The sequence below is a fragment of the Cupriavidus sp. 01L43 genome (assembly GCF_056399925.1).
The window spans coordinates 1-16,332 of the sequence record NZ_JBFTSH010000002.1 but is presented as its reverse complement, the minus strand read 5'-3'; the positions used below and the strand labels follow the sequence as shown (position 1 = coordinate 16,332).

At 60.8% G+C, this 16,332-nt stretch carries 14 protein-coding genes; 9 read left to right on the top strand and 5 right to left on the bottom strand.

What is annotated here, in order from left to right:
* The first annotated feature begins 119 nt into the window (after nucleotides 1-119).
* Both AC1DP9_RS03210 and AC1DP9_RS03205 read left to right on the top strand, forming a co-directional pair.
* Nucleotides 120-1,121 (top strand): hypothetical protein, encoded by a 1,002-nt coding sequence (locus tag AC1DP9_RS03210; protein WP_477106590.1) that lies wholly within the window; start codon nucleotides 120-122, stop codon nucleotides 1,119-1,121.
* A 117-nt stretch (nucleotides 1,122-1,238) separates the two neighbouring features.
* The gene (locus tag AC1DP9_RS03205; protein ID WP_477106906.1) at nucleotides 1,239-1,625 is read left to right on the top strand and encodes a hypothetical protein; all 387 of its coding nucleotides are present in this window, start codon (nucleotides 1,239-1,241) and stop codon (nucleotides 1,623-1,625) included.
* Nucleotides 1,626-1,633: 8 nt separating this feature from the next.
* On the opposite strand, the gene AC1DP9_RS03200 is transcribed toward AC1DP9_RS03205, so the two are convergent.
* The gene (locus tag AC1DP9_RS03200) at nucleotides 1,634-2,437 is read right to left on the bottom strand and encodes an SDR family NAD(P)-dependent oxidoreductase (RefSeq protein ID WP_477106589.1); all 804 of its coding nucleotides are present in this window, start codon (nucleotides 2,435-2,437) and stop codon (nucleotides 1,634-1,636) included.
* Nucleotides 2,438-2,506: 69 nt separating this feature from the next.
* Between AC1DP9_RS03200 and AC1DP9_RS03195 the strand changes: the two genes are divergently transcribed.
* Entirely contained in the window at nucleotides 2,507-3,115 is a 609-nt protein-coding gene (locus AC1DP9_RS03195) for a TetR/AcrR family transcriptional regulator (protein ID WP_441590948.1), read from the top strand.
* Here the strand turns inward: AC1DP9_RS03195 and AC1DP9_RS03190 are convergent.
* Nucleotides 3,081-3,974: a LysR family transcriptional regulator gene (locus tag AC1DP9_RS03190; protein WP_477106588.1), complete on the bottom strand. Its 894-nt coding sequence runs from the start codon at nucleotides 3,972-3,974 to the stop codon at nucleotides 3,081-3,083. The two genes, AC1DP9_RS03195 and AC1DP9_RS03190, sit on opposite strands and share 35 nt — an antisense overlap.
* 111 nt (nucleotides 3,975-4,085) lie before the next feature.
* On the opposite strand from AC1DP9_RS03190, the gene AC1DP9_RS03185 reads away from it, so the two are divergent.
* The 4 genes from AC1DP9_RS03185 to AC1DP9_RS03170 all read left to right on the top strand — a co-directional run bounded on the left by AC1DP9_RS03185 (nucleotide 4,086) and on the right by AC1DP9_RS03170 (nucleotide 12,918).
* Nucleotides 4,086-5,252 carry a mandelate racemase/muconate lactonizing enzyme family protein gene (locus AC1DP9_RS03185; protein ID WP_441590944.1) on the top strand — a complete coding sequence of 389 codons (1,167 nt, stop codon included), beginning with the start codon at nucleotides 4,086-4,088 and terminating at the stop codon, nucleotides 5,250-5,252.
* A 196-nt stretch (nucleotides 5,253-5,448) separates the two neighbouring features.
* Nucleotides 5,449-10,560 carry a trifunctional serine/threonine-protein kinase/ATP-binding protein/sensor histidine kinase gene (locus tag AC1DP9_RS03180; RefSeq protein ID WP_477106587.1) on the top strand — a complete coding sequence of 1,704 codons (5,112 nt, stop codon included), beginning with the start codon at nucleotides 5,449-5,451 and terminating at the stop codon, nucleotides 10,558-10,560.
* Nucleotides 10,561-10,638: 78 nt separating this feature from the next.
* A complete protein-coding gene (locus AC1DP9_RS03175) occupies nucleotides 10,639-11,502 on the top strand; it encodes an alpha/beta fold hydrolase (RefSeq protein WP_477106586.1) in 864 nt (287 codons plus the stop codon).
* Nucleotides 11,503-11,514: 12 nt separating this feature from the next.
* Nucleotides 11,515-12,918 carry an amidase family protein gene (locus tag AC1DP9_RS03170; RefSeq protein WP_477106585.1) on the top strand — a complete coding sequence of 468 codons (1,404 nt, stop codon included), beginning with the start codon at nucleotides 11,515-11,517 and terminating at the stop codon, nucleotides 12,916-12,918.
* 68 nt (nucleotides 12,919-12,986) lie between these two features.
* On the opposite strand, the gene AC1DP9_RS03165 is transcribed toward AC1DP9_RS03170, so the two are convergent.
* Entirely contained in the window at nucleotides 12,987-13,328 is a 342-nt protein-coding gene (locus AC1DP9_RS03165; protein ID WP_441590937.1) for a DHCW motif cupin fold protein, read from the bottom strand.
* A gap of 16 nt (nucleotides 13,329-13,344) precedes the next feature.
* Complete coding sequence (locus tag AC1DP9_RS03160; protein ID WP_477106584.1) at nucleotides 13,345-14,235, bottom strand: LysR family transcriptional regulator; 891 nt, start codon at nucleotides 14,233-14,235, stop codon at nucleotides 13,345-13,347.
* Nucleotides 14,236-14,385: 150 nt separating this feature from the next.
* On the opposite strand from AC1DP9_RS03160, the gene AC1DP9_RS03155 reads away from it, so the two are divergent.
* Nucleotides 14,386-14,778, top strand: a complete 393-nt coding sequence (locus tag AC1DP9_RS03155; RefSeq protein ID WP_477106583.1) for a carboxymuconolactone decarboxylase family protein — start codon at nucleotides 14,386-14,388, stop codon at nucleotides 14,776-14,778.
* Between the two features lie 40 nt (nucleotides 14,779-14,818).
* Here AC1DP9_RS03155 and AC1DP9_RS03150 read toward each other — a convergent pair whose 3' ends face one another.
* Nucleotides 14,819-15,226 carry a MarR family winged helix-turn-helix transcriptional regulator gene (locus AC1DP9_RS03150; protein ID WP_477106582.1) on the bottom strand — a complete coding sequence of 136 codons (408 nt, stop codon included), beginning with the start codon at nucleotides 15,224-15,226 and terminating at the stop codon, nucleotides 14,819-14,821.
* A 9-nt stretch (nucleotides 15,227-15,235) separates the two neighbouring features.
* On the opposite strand from AC1DP9_RS03150, the gene AC1DP9_RS03145 reads away from it, so the two are divergent.
* Nucleotides 15,236-16,036: an SDR family NAD(P)-dependent oxidoreductase gene (locus tag AC1DP9_RS03145; RefSeq protein WP_477106581.1), complete on the top strand. Its 801-nt coding sequence runs from the start codon at nucleotides 15,236-15,238 to the stop codon at nucleotides 16,034-16,036.
* The last annotated feature ends 296 nt before the right edge of the window (nucleotides 16,037-16,332 follow it).

The following is a 16,332-nucleotide window of genomic DNA, read 5'->3' as shown; positions in this document are numbered from 1 at the left end:
TGTCGCTTAAGACATAAATCGGACACACAGCGTTAAAATCCTCGCCGCCGCGCATGCCAGCATAGGGATGCCGGGGGTCCAAGACATCGAAAAATCAAAAGCAATTTTTGGGGAAATCCATGAAGAGGATGGGAAATCTGGTGGCCTGCGTCATGCTGGCCGGGGTTCTGGCCGCCTGTGGCGGCGGTGACGGGGATGGCGGCAGCGCGCTGAACGTCAGCGCCACAGGCAGCCAGACGCAGGGCACCAGCGTCGGCGCGGGGGGAAGCACCACGCTGAACGTGCAGTCGAGCGACTTTATTCGTCTGCAAACCAGCCAGCCGGTGCGCTGGCAGGCAGTGATCACGAGCGACAAGACGACGGTCACCAACCAGGTGCTGACCGAGACCCAGTGGTCCGGCAATCTGGTCAGCCCCACGGGCGACGCCATCACCCTGACGGCGACGCAGGTCAGCGATCCGTCCAAGGTGTTCACGCTGAAGATCGCCGTGGCGCCGCAGCGCTACAACGGCGTGGCGTACAAGGTGGGCGAGGTGGCGACGTTTGCGGAGACGCAAGTCCGCTTCAACGGCACCACGACGACCGAGAACCTGGCCTATACCATCGCCTCCGTGAGCAACGGGCGGGCGATGATCACCAGCGCCGACGCCATCACGAACGCGCCGGACACCAGCTACGTGCAGGACCTGGATCGCAACCGCCTGTCGCGCACGTACACCAACGGCAATGTGTGCACGTATTCGCCCAAACGCACGCTCTATGAGCTGCCGCTCTACGTCGGCAAAACCTGGACCGGCGCGTGGGACTACGCTTGCCAGATGGGTTACACCGAAAAGGGCGCGGTGGTCGGCAAGGTGGAAACGTATGAAAGCATCACGACGCCGGCTGGCACGTTCAACGCGCTGCGTCTCGCTTTCACGATCACGTACACCAACTCGAACGACACCCAGCTGCCCAATGGCGCCGCGGGCAACGCCACCTACAAGGAGACGATCCTGGGCTGGTGGGCGCCGGACCTGGGCCGCATCGTCAAGTGGCAGTCGAACTATTCCTATGCAACGGGTTTCGCAAATCCGACGTATATGACGACGTACACGCAGACGCTGACCAGCCTCCGTTGATCGCTCGCTGACGAAGCACAAAGTAGTAGGGCTCCCCGCAACGGGGAGCCTGATCACCGCCCGGGGATTCTCAGGTAGCCTATGCCGGGCACACCTGCCCGCCTGACCGCCCACGCCATGCCCACCGCCATCCGCAACGCGCTTGTCTGGATCTTCGATGCATTCGAGCGGGATCCCACCTACGTCTGCAAACGGATGTTTGGCAGCGATGCCGCCTACATCGACGGGAACCTGTGCCTGATCGCGGCGGATCGCGACGACCCGTGGAACGGGCTGCTGGTTTGCACCTCCCATGAGCACCACGCCGCGCTGATCGCGGACATGCCGGCCTTGCGGCCGCACCCGGTGCTAGGCAAATGGCTGTATGTGCCCCAGGCCGATCCGGCGTTCGAGGAAGCTGCCGAATGGCTGGTGGCACGCGTGTTCGAACGGGATGCACGCGTGGGCGTAGAGCCGAAGCCCTCCCGGCGGCGGAAGGGATCGATGCTGCCGAAGAACGGTTAGGGGAGGTCTCACGATACCGAACGGATCGTGCCGCCGTCGACGCGGATCGTGGCGCCGCTGACATAGTCGGCGTATCGGCTGCACAGGTAGGCGACGGCGGCGGCGATCTCCTCGGGGCGGCCCAGGCGCCCGACATCGTTGGGCACCATGTCGCGGACGCAGCCCCGCTCGATCTCTTCCCAGCTGACTCCCCAGCCGTGGTGCGGCGCGATCGATTCGAGCAGGCTTTTGACCGCCGGCACAAGGATGGCCCCGGGGGCGACGATGTTCGACGTCACACCGGTACGCTTCAGTTCGCGAGCCAGCGATACCGCGAGGTTATGGCGCGCGGCGAGCGACGCGTTGTAGTCCGGCAGGCCCGCCCCCGGTTGGCCCGCCAGGCCGCCGCCGATCTGGATCACGCGCCCCCAGCCGCGCTCGCGCATCGCGGGGACGAACCGCTGGATCATCCGCACGGCGGACAGGACATTGGCCTCGAAGGTCTCGGTCCATTGGTCGGGCACGGCAGTCGTCCAGTTCAAATGCTGGTAGCGGCCCGCGTTGTTGACCAGGATGTCGACAGGGCCGCCTTTGCGAACCTGCGTGGCGACGGCATCGGCGCCGGCATCGGTGGAAAGGTCGCCCAGGGCCAACCCGGCCATCCCGCCGCTGGCCTCGATCTCCGCGATCACCGCATCCGCCCGCTCCCGGTTCCTGCCGTGCACGATCACGGTCGCCCCTTCAGCGGCCAGCATCTTTGCTATCGCTTCACCGATCCCTGCGGTTGCGCCCGTTACCAGGGCGCGTTTTCCCTTGATTTGCAAATCCATCATCCACTCCAGTGGGCTAAAGTTCTACAAGTGTATAATTTCGTTTCGTGAAAGTCTACGAGTGTAGAAATTATGAAGGCACTGGGCAAGAAGGGCGCTGCAACGCGACAGGTCATCCTGGATGCCGCGCGACAGTCGTTTACGGCATCGGGCTATGACGTGGGGGTTCGGGAGATCGCCGAGGCTGCCGGCGTGACGGCCATGCTGGTCAATCGTTACTTCGGATCGAAAGACCAGTTGTTCGAGGAGGTGGTGGATACGGTGCTGGCCGCGCCCGGCATCGTGACGGCGGAGGTCATGGACGATCGGCCCGCCATGCAGGCGTTTTGCAGGGCGCTGGCGCGCGGCTTGGTGACGCGGACCATGCCCGAGGCCACGCCGATGGACGGTTTCCTGATCATGCTGCGTTCGGCAAATAGTCCGAAGGCTTCGGCGATTCTGCGCGGCAAGTTCGAGCAGGTTTTCGCACAGCCGCTGGCCGCGCGGCTACCCGGGCCCCAGGCTGGCCAACGCGCCGCGATGCTGCTGGCCGTGATTGCGGGCGTTCAACTCATGCGCCAGGTGGTTGAGATGGCGGGGCTGACTGAAGCGGATCCGGAGGACCTTGCCGTCCAACTGGAGGGGATTTTCTGCTTGCTGGCCGGGATTACGCCTGAAACTGTTCGACCAGGAAATCGATAAAGGCCCTGGCTCGGGCGGTTTGATTCCGGCGCTGGGAGTAATACACGAACAGGTCAGCGGAGGGGATCTTGTCATCGGGCAGGACGACGCGGAGGCGTCCGCTCTCGAGATACTTGGCCAGATCCCATTCCGAGCGAATCAGGATGCCGTGACCGTCCAGCGCCCACCCCAGGACAATATCTCCGTCATTACTCGATAGCGCGCCATCCACCTTGACGGTCTCCTGACGACCGTCATGTTCCAGACGCCATACGCCGTAGGCGTCGTCATTTTGTCGATGGACAATGCAGCGGTGGTGGGCAAGGTCCGCCGGCGATTTTGGGGTGCCATGCCGCTCCAGGTAGCCCGGCGACGCGCAAAGGAATCGTCGGTTCGACATAATGCGCCGCGCGGCCAGGCGGGTGTCCGGCAGGGTCCCAAAACGGATGGCCAGGTCGAAACCGCTCTCCACGAGATCCACCGGCCGGTCTGTCACTTCCAGCTGGACTTCGACGTGCGCATAGCGCCGTGCGAATTCCGAGACCAGCGGTGCGATGGTGGTTCGACCGAAGCCCAGTGAGGCATTCACTTTCAATAGCCCGCGTGGCTCGGCGCCGCTGCTCGATACGACGTTCTCCATTTCCCGGAGGTCCGCCAGGATGCGAGTCGCATAGGCGAGATAGGTCTCGCCTTCATTTGTCAGGCTGATGCTGCGCGTGGTGCGGTTCACCAGCCGGACACCCAGGCGGCTCTCCATCAGTGCGAGCCGCTTGGTTGCGGCGGGAGGGGTGAGATTCAACTCGCGCGCCGCGCCTGAAAGGCTGCCCAGCTTGGCAACCAGCACAAAGAACTCAAGCTCCGAGGCGACGTCAGCTTTCACTTGGATTTAATAATGTTTTGAATTGGATTCAATTCTAGAGCATGGTTCTCCGCCTACGCTACGGATTCCCCACGCGTATGCGTGTGCTATCTGTGCATCAGGAGACACATCGTGAGAATCGTTGAAATCCGGGAGAAGACGCTCCCCATCAGCTCGCCCATCCGCAACGCTTATATCGATTTCAGCAAAATGACCCTCAGCCTGGTGGCGGTCATTACGGACGTGATCCGTGACGGCAAACCGGTGGTGGGCTACGGCTTCAACTCGAACGGCCGCTACGGCCAGGGCACGCTGATGCGCGAGCGGTTTATCCCGCGCCTGATGGAAGCCGATCCCGATTCGCTGGTGGACGCCACCGGCAACAACCTGGATCCGCACAAGGTCTGGGACACGATGTTCAAGAACGAAAAGCCCGGCGGGCATGGCGAGCGCTCCGTGGCCATCGGCACCATCGACATGGCCATTTGGGATGCCGTGGCGAAAATCGAAGGAAAACCGCTGTTCCAGTTATTGGCGGACCGCTATGGCAACGGCCAGCCTGACCGCAAGGTGTTCGTCTATGCCGCCGGCGGTTATTACTATCCCGGCCAGGATCACGGCAAGCTCAAGGACGAGATGCGCAGCTATATCGACCGTGGCTATACCGTGGTGAAGAAGAAAATCGGCGGTGCGTCATTGGACGAAGATCTGCGCCGCATCGATTCGATCCTGAGCGTGCTGCAGGACGGCCAGAAACTCGCGGTGGACGCGAATGGCCGCTTCGACCTCGACACCGCTATTCAATATGCGAAGGCGCTGTCGCAATACGACCTGTTCTGGTACGAGGAGCCGGGCGATCCGCTGGACTTCGAACTCCAGGCCACGCTGCGCAATTACTACGACAAGCCCATGGCCACCGGCGAGGACCTGTTCTCGATGCAGGACGCCCGCAATCTGATCCGCTATGGCGGCATGCGTCCAGATCGTGACTGGTTGCAATTCGACTGTGCACTGAGCTATGGCCTGGTCGAGTATCTGCGCACGCTCGACATGCTCAAGCAACACGGCTGGTCGGCCAGCCGCTGCATTCCGCACGGAGGACACCAGATGTCGCTGAATATCGCCGCTGGCCTGGGCCTCGGCGGCAATGAAAGCTATCCGGACCTCTTCCAACCGTTTGGCGGCTTTCCGGACGGCGTGAAGGTAGAGAAAGGCTACCTCACGATGCCTGACTTGCCGGGTATCGGCTTCGAGGGTAAGTCGGACCTGTACAGCGTGATGCGGCAACTGTCGGCGTAAGCCGCACGGTTAAATAAACGAAACGGAGGCAACCGAGCGGATCAGTAATCGGCCCGTGACCGGGTGAGATTGGGGGGTATCATCGCTTCATAAGCGTTGGTGCGCCCCAGCCCCTTCAGGGGTTCAATCGGCTCGGGAGAGGATTCTGAAAGATTTCATTAATGAGACGGAAGGCCTGGCTGGCGCGAGGCTGACGTTGCTTCGCGATGGTCCGATCGAACTCTACCGCGCACAGTTTGTGGATTCGTCGGTAATCGCTGCGATACCCGTGGCCCCGGTGTCCGAAACCTCCCTCGAGCAGCTGCGCTACGAATACAGCATCAGAGACAAGTTCGATGGCGGCTTTGCACTGCGCCCCTTAAGGTTCACCGTACATAATCAAAACCCGGCTCTGCTGCTGCACGATTCTGGTGGCGAGATGCTGAAAGACCTGATCTCAGGCGCCATGCCGCCGGAGATTTTCATTCGCCACGCACTGCTCGTGGCGTCGTCGCTGGCATCCGTCCATGACGCAGGCCTGGTCCACGGGGGATTGACGCCTTCGAACATCATGGTGCATCCAGGCGAGCTACGTGCAAGGTTGACGGGTTTTCGTGCGCTAGCCTTGATGCCGACGCTGTCCGCATTCGCTGGCGGAACGGAACGGGAAATGGACCGCGAGGCGCTGCACTATATGGCCCCGGAAGCGACTGGGCGGGTCAATCGAGTCTTCGACGAACGCTCAGATCTATATTCACTGGGCTGCATTTTCTTCCACATGCTGACCGGCCGCGTGCTTTTCCCCGGCGTTTCGCCATCGGAGCTCATCCATGCGCATATCGCTCGTCGTCCTGACGAAGATGTGCTCCTTGATCTGAAACGAAGTTTCAACGCGCGCCTCGTTGAGCTTGTATGTCGACTGCTGGCCAAGGAGCCAAGCGAGCGGTATCAACGGGCTTCCGATGTTGTTGACGATCTGGTTGCCCTGACCACAGTGAATCATCCGCGAACAGCAACCTTGGGACAAAGGCGTCGATCGGGTGCAGGTCTGTTCCGATCCGGAAGGCTGGTGGGTCGCCTGGCGGAGCTTGAGCGTCTTCGCGATGCCATTCAAAGCACGCCGGATGACCAGAAGCGGAGATTATGGTTAGTGGAAGGCCCGGCGGGCATTGGCAAGACCGCTTTAGTCAATCGTCTCAGGTTGGAGGTCGGCGGCAAAACCTGTGAGTTTGCGCAAGGCAAATGCGAGCTTGGGGATGGTGTCACACCCTATGCCAGCTTGTCCCGGGCCCTTCACGCACTCTTGAGAGCGGCGCTTGGATATCCTCCGCTGCAGTATGCGCAACTGCAGCGAAGGCTCCGCGAGGCCTTTGCCGACGAATCATCGATCATCACGACCATTTTCCCGGATTTCAGCCGACTCCTGGGAGAACACACGCACCATCCCGCTGTGTCGGCGCACGCAGAAAGGCATCGTTTCCTCGATGCCATCGCAAAGCTATTGCGTGCGTTCGCCTCGAAAGAGCGCCCGCTCTTATTGTTTCTGGATGACTTGCAGTGGGTCGACGAAGCAACGCTCGAGGTTGTTGAATATGTGCTGCAGAACCCGCTCTGTGGTCATGTCTTGTTGGTCGGCGCAATGCGCGACGGGAAAGTCGAGAGCGAGGGGGCTCACGTGCGCCCCTTTGTTCTGACCGATATGGTTGAGCGGATGACACTCGGACCTCTCTCTGGACGGGAAGTGGGCGGGCTCCTGCGCGCAGTCCTGGACGAAGATGATGTCGGGAATCTCACCGTACTCGAGGGCGCCATTTACCGCGGCGGCGGCGGTAATCCGCTTCACACGATACAGCTGGTCAGATCACTCATCGACGATGAGGTCATGGTCTACGACGAGGGCAACGGCGAATGGGTGGCATCCCTGCCGGCACTTGAAGCAAGATCAGACCTCTCAAGCGTGGTCGAGTTGTTGTCAACAAGGGTTGGGAGTCTGGCCCAGGACGCGCTGATGGCAACGCAATACCTGGCGATTCTCGCGGAGCCGTCATCGCTTGAAATCCTGTCTACGGCGATGTGCCGCCCACAAAATCTGGTCGAGCTTTCGCTGCGAGAAGCCCTTGAAAAGCAGTTCATTGTGTTGAGCGACGGTCTCTACTCCTTCACGCACGATCGGGTTCGCGACGCTGTATACGAAACATTCGGCGATCTCGAACGGCAGGAGAAACATCTGGAAGTTGGCAGCAACCTTTGGGAAAACGTTGTCAAGAATGGATTGAAGGTCAGTGTTTTTGTTGTCGCAAACCATTTGACCAGGGCGAGGCTGCCGGTTTCCGATCATCGACGGCGTCAGTTCGCGTTGATCATTCTTGACGCTGCCAATAAGGCTAGGGAAGCGACGGCCTATGAGGCGGCGATTGCGTACCTCGCCAATGCCCGGGATTTGTTGAAAGATCGGGCCGACCTCGACGGTGACTTGCTCGCGGTTATCGAATTGAGGCTTGGAGAGTGCGAGTTCGTGTGTATGCGAACTATTGAAGCATCAGAGCGAATCGCGGCGATATCGAAAGATCTACTGGATTCCAGGCACCGGGCAGAGCTTATTCGACTACGCCTCGCAATGTATGTGACGTTGGACCAGCCCGATAAAGGTCTGGAAGTTGGATTCCGGTATCTCGAAGAGGAGGCCGGCATCGTCTTCTCGAAGGACAATCGATTGGAAGGCGTCGAGGCCGACTATCGGCGACTTCTAGAGCATTACGGAAGCCGTAGTGTTCAAGATCTCGTCAACCTGCAGCTTATGGTCGACGAACGCGTTCGAAATGCGATGGACGTGATGACGGATCTCATACCGGCGGTGATGTTTTCCAGTCAGGACCTCGCCGAATTGATCATTCTTCGAATGATCAACCTCAGTCTTGAATATGGACACTGCGATGCGTCATGTTATGCCTACGTCTGTCTAAGCTTCATTGCTGGAGCCAGATTTGAGGACTATGCGACGACCGCTGTTTTCGGCGAACTCGCGATGCGGCTCCCGGCGGAGCGAGGGCTGAATCTATACGCCGGTCGTGTTCAGATGTGCTTCGGTGCGCTCAGCCTTCCTTGGACGGGCTCCGCCACGGAGGCGAGGCGGCATCTGGAGGAGGCGACGGCACTCACCGACCGCCAGGGTGACATGACGTTCGCCGTCTATTCCCGACGGCACATTGTCACGAATTTACTGTTCAGTGGTGGTGCGTTGTCGGAGGCTCAACAAATCGCCGAGGACGGTTTGAAACTCGCGCGGGATGCTGCGTTTGCGCTAGTCGTTGACGCGTTCATGGCACAGGCGTGGTTGATCCGCGAGCTCAGGGGGGTTCCCGTCGATATCGGGATGCACGATCCAAATGTCGAGTATCTCGATTTGCTGAGCGACTGTATCAGTGGAAAGTTCCATCGGGACATTGCCGCTTTTGCATTTTGGACGTACCGCCTGCAGGTCGCGGTCCTGTGGGGAGACCTGCCCAAGGCAATGGAGGCTGAAGCGCGCGCCAGCGCATCCGTATGGGCGTCTCCCGCCTTTCTGGAGAATGCTGATTTTGTTTTCTATAGCGGACTATTGCGCATCGCCATGGCGAGGACTGCCGCACCTGCCGATCGCGAAGCTCACACGCGTCTTGTGCGAGATCGGGTTCGGCAGATGCAGTGTTGGGCGGAAGCCTGTCCCGAGAATTTTCTCTCGCGCGAGAAATTGCTCGCCGCGGAGCTTTCTGACCTGATGGAGGACAAGGCGAATAGTCTCGCGCTCTATGAAGAGGCGATAGCCTTGGCGGATCAGTCGCGCGATATGCACATTCAGAGCGTCGCCAGAGAGCTGGCATCTCGTTTCGCAGCGCGTTGTGGGCTCCGCTCCGCGCAACAGGGATACCTGGAGCAGGCGAGGAGTGCATACGCTTGCTGGGGGGCGGATGCAAAGGTTCGGCACCTCGATGCGGAGTTTCCCGCGCTTAGAGCAGGAAGGAGCACGGAGTTTCGCGAACTCGGGAACTCACTGTTATGGAGCGAGGATCGTTTCGAAACGGAAATTGTACTGAGGTCGGTCCGGGCCTTGTCGGGGGAGTTCTCGTTACAACAGGTCATGAAGATCATCCTCCAGAATGCCCTGCAATATGCCGGCGCGGAGCGTGCGGTGCTGTGCTTGCTCGAAGACGGCGTGTTGTATGTGGCGGCACGTGCAAAATTGGCACAGGGCCAGTTGGAAATGAATCTCGTACGGACGGTCCTCTCGCCGGAGTTGATTGCGACGCCCATCGCCTACCTGACGCTGCGCAGCAAGGAGTCTGTCGTGCTTGAGGATGCGCGCGATGACCCGCAATACGGACTCGACAGCTATGTTCGGGCACACAGATCGCGGTCGATTATGTGTGTCCCACTCCTCAAGCAGGGTTCACTCACAGGATTGCTGTATCTGGAGAATGCGTTGATCGCAGGCGTCTTCAATGCGACGCGTGTGAGGACCCTTGAGGTTCTCGCATCTCAGGTGGCATTTTCCCTGGAAAACGCGAAGTTGTATGAGAACGTTGAAGCCGAGCATATTCGGCGCGCGGAAGCCGACCGTTACGCCCGAGAGACACAGGAAAAATTGGCACGGGCTGCGCGGTTGACAGAATTGGGTGAACTCGCGGCATTCATCGTGCACGAAGTCAGTCAGCCCATCTCCACGGTGAGCACGTGTGCCCGCGCCGCAATTCGATGGCTGAATCGAGAGATTCCGGACCTTTCGGAGGCCGTGGCGGCGCTCGAGATGATCTCCGCAAGCAGCGAGCGTGCGACGAATATCATCGGAAGCATTCGAGCGATGGTCAAGGAGTCTCGTCCGAATAAATCGAGCATGGATATCCACGAGGCAATACTCGAGGTCTTCAATGTCTTGCGGGAGCGCATTGATGCTGAGAAGGTAATGCTATCGAGCACCTTCGCAACGGATGCCTTGATTGTCTCTGGTGATCGCATATTGCTGCAGCAAGTAGTGATGAATCTCTTGACCAACGCACTCGAGGCAATGAGTGACATGGAAGAGCGAGAGAAGTGCATTGCAGTCCAGACCCATATTGATGAACACCATATGGTCTGGGTGTCAGTCAGCGATACCGGCCGGGGCATCTCGGATGAGATCGCAGCGCACATCTTCGACTCTCTGGCCACCACAAAAGGATATGGGATGGGCATGGGCCTCTCCATTTGCAAGTCGATTGTGGAGGCTCACGACGGGAAGATTGAAGTTTGTAGTGCCGGCGCAGCAGGCGCCAGCTTCCGCTTCTCCGTCCCAATCTGGTGCAATTTCAAATAATCTGGTCTATCCCGACAAGGTGATGCGTCGATAACCGTCAAGCTGTGTGCGTTGATTCAGCAACGACTGTGAGGACGCATGCAGGCCACGCTTAACGGCACCGAACTCTTCTTTGACGTGGATGGCGAAGGATTTCGCCCGGAGCAGGGCACACTGGTGGAAAAGCCGGTGCTGGTGGTCATCCATGGGGGACTTGGATTCGACCATGGCTACCTGAAGCCCGGGCTGTCCGCGCTGCGCGATCAGGTGCAACTGCTTTACGTCGACTTGCGAGGGCAGGGGCGCTCGGGACGCCCACCGCTGGATACCTGCACGCTTGAGCAGATGGCCGATGATGTCGCGGCGCTGTGCGCGTATCTCGGCGTGGGGCAGGTTCATGTGTTTGGCCATTCGGCCGGCGGCTTTGTCGCCATGCATTTGGCGTTGCGCCATCCTGCGCTGGTACGGGGGCTGGTGCTGTGCAGCAGCTCGCCAACCGTGCAGCCGATTATGGACGATAACGGAGAGCCGGCGCCGACGCTGGCCTCGCGCGCCGGGCCCGAAACGATGGCGGTAGCGGCGCGGGTGTTTTCCGGTGACATTACCGCCGAAAGCGTCGAGGCCTTCTTCCGCGAGGTCGGTCCCTATTATGCGGCGCCGTCCCACATGGACGTGCCGCCCGCGCTCACGGCGCTCAGCATCGCTTCGGTCGACATCATGCGGCATTTCATGACGGTGATTGCGCCGTCCTACGACTTGCGGCCTCTCCTGTGCAGCATCTCCGCCCGAACCTTCGTACTGGTCGGCAAGTTCGACTGGGTGTGCCCGCCGCGCGCCAGCCGTGCCCTCGCCCGGGGCATTCCAGGCGCGGTGCTGGTGGAGTTCGATGACGCGGGCCATTTTCCATTTTCCGAGACGCCGACGGCGTTCATCGACGCAATGGCGAATTATTTCGCGAGCTAATACGGAGGGATCATGACTGAACTTTGGCGCCTATCGGCAACTGAACTGGCCTCGCGTATTCGGCATCGTGAGGTGTCTGCCCGCGAGGCAGCAACGTCCGCGCTCGAACGCCTGGATGCCGTCAATCCGTTGATCAACGCGGTGGTCGCACATCGCCCGGAGTCGGTCCTGGCGCAGGCGGATGCCGTTGACGCGGCGTTGGCGCGCGGGGAGGACCCGGGGCCGTTGGCGGGTGTACCCGTCACCACGAAGATCAATACTGACCACGCGGGATTTGCGACGACGAACGGCACACGCCTGCAAGAGGGGCTGGTTGCGCAGCACAACAGTCCGGCCGTCGAGAACCTCGCGCGGGCGGGCGCCGTCCTGCTTGGCCGCAGCAACTCGCCCACGTTCGCGCTGCGCTGGTTCACCGACAATCGGGTCCACGGTCATACAAGCAATCCGCGCAATCCTGCGCTTACGCCTGGAGGATCGAGCGGGGGAGGGGCGGCGGCGGTAACCGCGGGGATCGGCTGTATCGCGCTCGGTACCGACATCGGCGGCTCTATCCGCTACCCGGCGTACGCATGCGGCATCCACGGATTGCGGCCGTCGTTCGGCAGGGTGCCGGCGTTCAACGCCTCGTCGCCCGAGCGTCCGATCGGCGCCCAATTGATGTCCGCGACGGGGCCCATGGCGCGTACGGTGGCGGATCTTGAAGTTGCGCTGATGGCCATGTCCGCGCCCGATGTGCGTGATCCGTGGTGGGTGCCCGTGCCGCTACAGGGTCCCGAGACGGCGTTGCGGGCGGCGCTCTGTTTGCGCCCGGGTGGCATGGAGATCGCCCCGGAAGTGGAAGCTGCGCTGCGCGATGCGGCGCGGCGGCTGGTGGACGCGGGGTGGACGGTCGAAGAGATCGACGACACGCCGCTGATCCGTGATGCGGCCGAAGTTCAGGAGCGACTGTGGCTCGGCGATGGATTCCCGGCGCTCGTCGACGCTGTTACCCGGGATGGCGATCCCGGGGCGCGGGCCGTGGTCGAGGGCGTGCGTGCCAAGGTCAGTGCGATGCCCGGTGACGTCGTCAACAGCTCGCTGGTGCGCCGGACCACGCTGGTGCGTCATTGGCGCGCCTTCCTTGCCAAATACCCGGTGCTGCTGCTTCCTGTATCGGGAGAGCTGCCGTTCCCGGACGGGCTCGACATGCAGGGCGCGGCGGGCTTTCAGCGCGTCTGGGAAGCGCAGCTGACCATGCGGGCACTCCCGGCGATGGGGCTGCCGGGGCTCGTCGTCTCCACGAATCTGGTCGACTCGGTGCCCGTCGGCGTACAGATCGTGGCCAGCCATTTTCGGGAGGACCTGTGCCTGCTGGCAGGCAAGGCAATCGAGGCGCGCGGCACGCCGCCTTCGCCGATCGATCCCTTTACCAAGTGATGGAGGAGAGCCCCGCGTGGTAGCCACATTCGCGGAAAATGCGAATGACGCCGTCAACCTGCTGTGGCTCAATCCACAATGAAGAGCTTGGCGCCTGTCTTGGTATAAGACTGATGTGGCTCCGCGTTGTCGCCCACCTGATAGCTCATGCCCGCCGTCAAAACAAATTTCCGTCCATCTTCGAGCGTTGTTTCCAACTCACCTTCCATGCAGAAGAGGACATGCCCCTTTTGGCACCAATGGTCCGCGAGGTAGCCAGGGGTGTATTCCACCATCCGCACCCGAATCTGATTCGGCTTTTCACCGAAGCATCGCGTGCGCCAATAGGCCATGCCGGTTTCCCCCTGGTGCTCTGTCTTTTCGACTTCCGCCCAGTTGGTCGTCCCAAATGCAAATGCATCCATCTTCATGCTGTTGTTCCTTGTACTAGGAGTGCCGGTTCATAATTGCCGCCTCTACCAGAGTTTCACGTACGCCTTGCCGATCAGCGGGCGAAGCGAGGCCGATGCAAACCGATAGTTCCTCGCCCTCGACCAATGACCTGTAGACGACGCCAGCGCGTCGTAATGCGGTGAACGATTTCGGCAGCAGGGCTATGCCCTTTCCATTCGCCACATCGGCAAGTAGAACGTGATGGTCCGATGGCTCCCTCAATTTGGATGGGGCGAAACCATGGCGGGAGAAAACTGTCTGGCAGTGATCGAAGAACGCGGGCTGTCGCGCACGCTCGAACCAGAAGACCTTCTCACGTGCCAGGTCCGCGAGACCAATTCTTCTGCGTTTGGCTAAAAGATGGCGTGACGGTATCGCGACGACCATCGGCAGTTGGTCGAGTTCCCGGACCTCCAGTTCGTGCGTTTCCGTAGGCAGCGCGATGAACGCTGCGTCCAGTTTGCCAGCGCGAAGCTGTCGTACGAGCCGGGGCGATGTATCGGAGAAGGTCGAGACAACGGTTCCGGGATGACGGGCTTGCACCCGTTGTGCCAGCCCGTGGAACCAGGCTGGTTCCACGGCGCTAGTCAGTCCAAGCCGGAGGTTGGCCGGCAGACCCTTAATCGTGAGCGCTGCCTCGGCCTCGCGAAGCAATTTGGCAATGCTGCGCGCATAAGGGAGCAGCTTCTCCCCAGCGACGGTAAGCGTCACGCCCCGCGTATTGCGGTCAAACAACCGCGTTCCCAACCGTTCTTCGAGTTCTCGAATTGCCCGGCTCAGTGGCGGCTGGGAAAGATGCAGCGTCTCGGCCGCCTGCCGGAAGCTCAGTGCGTCCGCCACGGCAAGGAAAAGCAAAAGGGACCGGGAATCGAGGCGATCAGACATATCAAAAAGGTATCACAAACTTGGTCATTCCGCATCCCGGGTGCGTGCCCTACATTTGCCGCACCAACTCTTCTGGAGAAGATCAATGAACCTGACTCACCATGCTGCCCTGGCCGCTGTTTCCCGGCGCAATTGTCAACGGGGTGACCTATGAACCCAGAACGTTACGAGCGTGGCTTGCAGATGCTGGCTGCAGTGGATGGGGTTGCCGGTCAGAACGTGGTCGAAACGCTGGCGCAATCGTTTCCGGACTTCGCGCGCTACGTGGTTGAGTTTCCATTCGGCGACATCTACGCGCGAAGCGGGCTTGGCTTGCGCGAGCGGGAACTGGCAACTGTCGCAGCGCTTTGCGCACTCGGCAGTGCATTACCGCAGCTTCGCGTGCATGTACAGGCTGCATTGCACGTCGGCTGCAAACCGCGAGAGGTGGTGGAGGTTGTGATGCAGATGGCGGTATATGCGGGATTTCCGGCGGCACTGAACGGCTTGTCCGTCGTACGCGAGGTCTTCACAGAGACTGGGATTCCGCTACCACTGGATTGAGGTCGCGGGGCCGACGCGGAGTTCCGCACACCGGCCGTGCCTAGGCGCGCTTGACGGTCGCATCCTGATCATCGACATACGCATCGAGGAAAGCATCGGAAGCGACATGGTCGGCGAGTGCGCGCAGGGTGGCAGCTGAATCACTACCCAATACCTCCTCCACACGCTGGTTCGCTTTCGCCCAATAGACGATGGCTTCATGCAAGCGGGCGGTACCCACGCCTGTCAGGGATGCACGCTTGGACCGCTTGTCTTGCTCGTCCGTATGCAATTCCACAAGACCATCCCGAATCAGAGGCCGGAGCGCATGCGTCACCGCGGACATCTGAATCGCGAGTTTGCCCGCGAGGTCCCCTGAGCGAGGTGTTGGTGCAAACCAGCTTCTCGAAAATGCTCTTTTCTTCACCTGGCATACCGCCTGCGTCCGCAATCGCGGTAGCGGCTTCATCACGTTTCTTTGTCCACTTCCAGAAAAACTGCCATCGTAACCGGCGCATCATCGGGCATCGGTGCCATCTATGCCGATCGACTGGCCGCTCGCGGCTACGACCTCGTCCTGGTCGCACGGCGCGCCGACCGGCTGGCCGCACTGTCGGAGAAGCTGTCTGAGACTCACGGGGTCAATGTTCAGGTTCTGGTTGCCGACCTCGAGAACGAGGCCGACGTCGCTAAGGTCGAGGCAGTGCTGGCGAACGATGCCAGCGTGCGCGTCCTCGTGAACAATGCCGGCTTCGCGCGACTGCGTCCGCTCGCGCAATCGTCGGTGAACGATTCAACGTCGCAGATCGCGTTGAACATCACGTCGCTGACGCGTCTCACACAGGCCGCGCTGCCCGGATTTCTGTCGCGCAACGATGGGGTCATCATCAATATCGCGTCGGTGCTGGCGGTCCACTCGCTGCCGGTGAGCTCGGTCTATAGCGGCACGAAGGCATACGTGCTGGCTTTCACTCGCGGTCTTCAGGACGAACTCGCGAACACTGGCGTGAAGGTGCAAGTGGTGCTGCCGGCGTCGACCGCGACCGAAATCTGGACGGAAGGTGTCTCCGGCGTGCCGCTGTCCGCGCTCCGCCCGGAAAGCGTGATGAGCGCGGAAGATATGGTCCACGCCGCGCTGGTCGGCCTCGACAACGGGGAAGCCGTCACCTGGCCCTCTGTCGCCGACGAGAGCCTGTGGGCGAAGTACGATGCGGCACGTTCCGCGTTGTTCGCGGCAACGCAGGTTGGCAAGCCTGCCCCGCGCTATCAGAAGACTTGACCGGGGGGCCAGTCTGCGCGGACATGGGCAGTTTCGCTCCTGGCTTGGCGGCAGGGCCGTCAGCTTGGGAGGATGTGGGGGAGGGGTGCGACATTAGAAAAAGCGGCCAACACCTAATGTCTAGGCGGTTCTGAATGGTCTAGGGCGGGGGTGCGGATGAAAACTTGGACTACTTGGAGGTAGTTCATGTATTCGTACGAGGATCGCATCAGGGCGGTCAAGCTATATTTCAAGTACGGGGGAAAGACGGCAACGGTCGTTCGTGAGCTGGGCTATCCGTCGGGCAAGAACCCCTG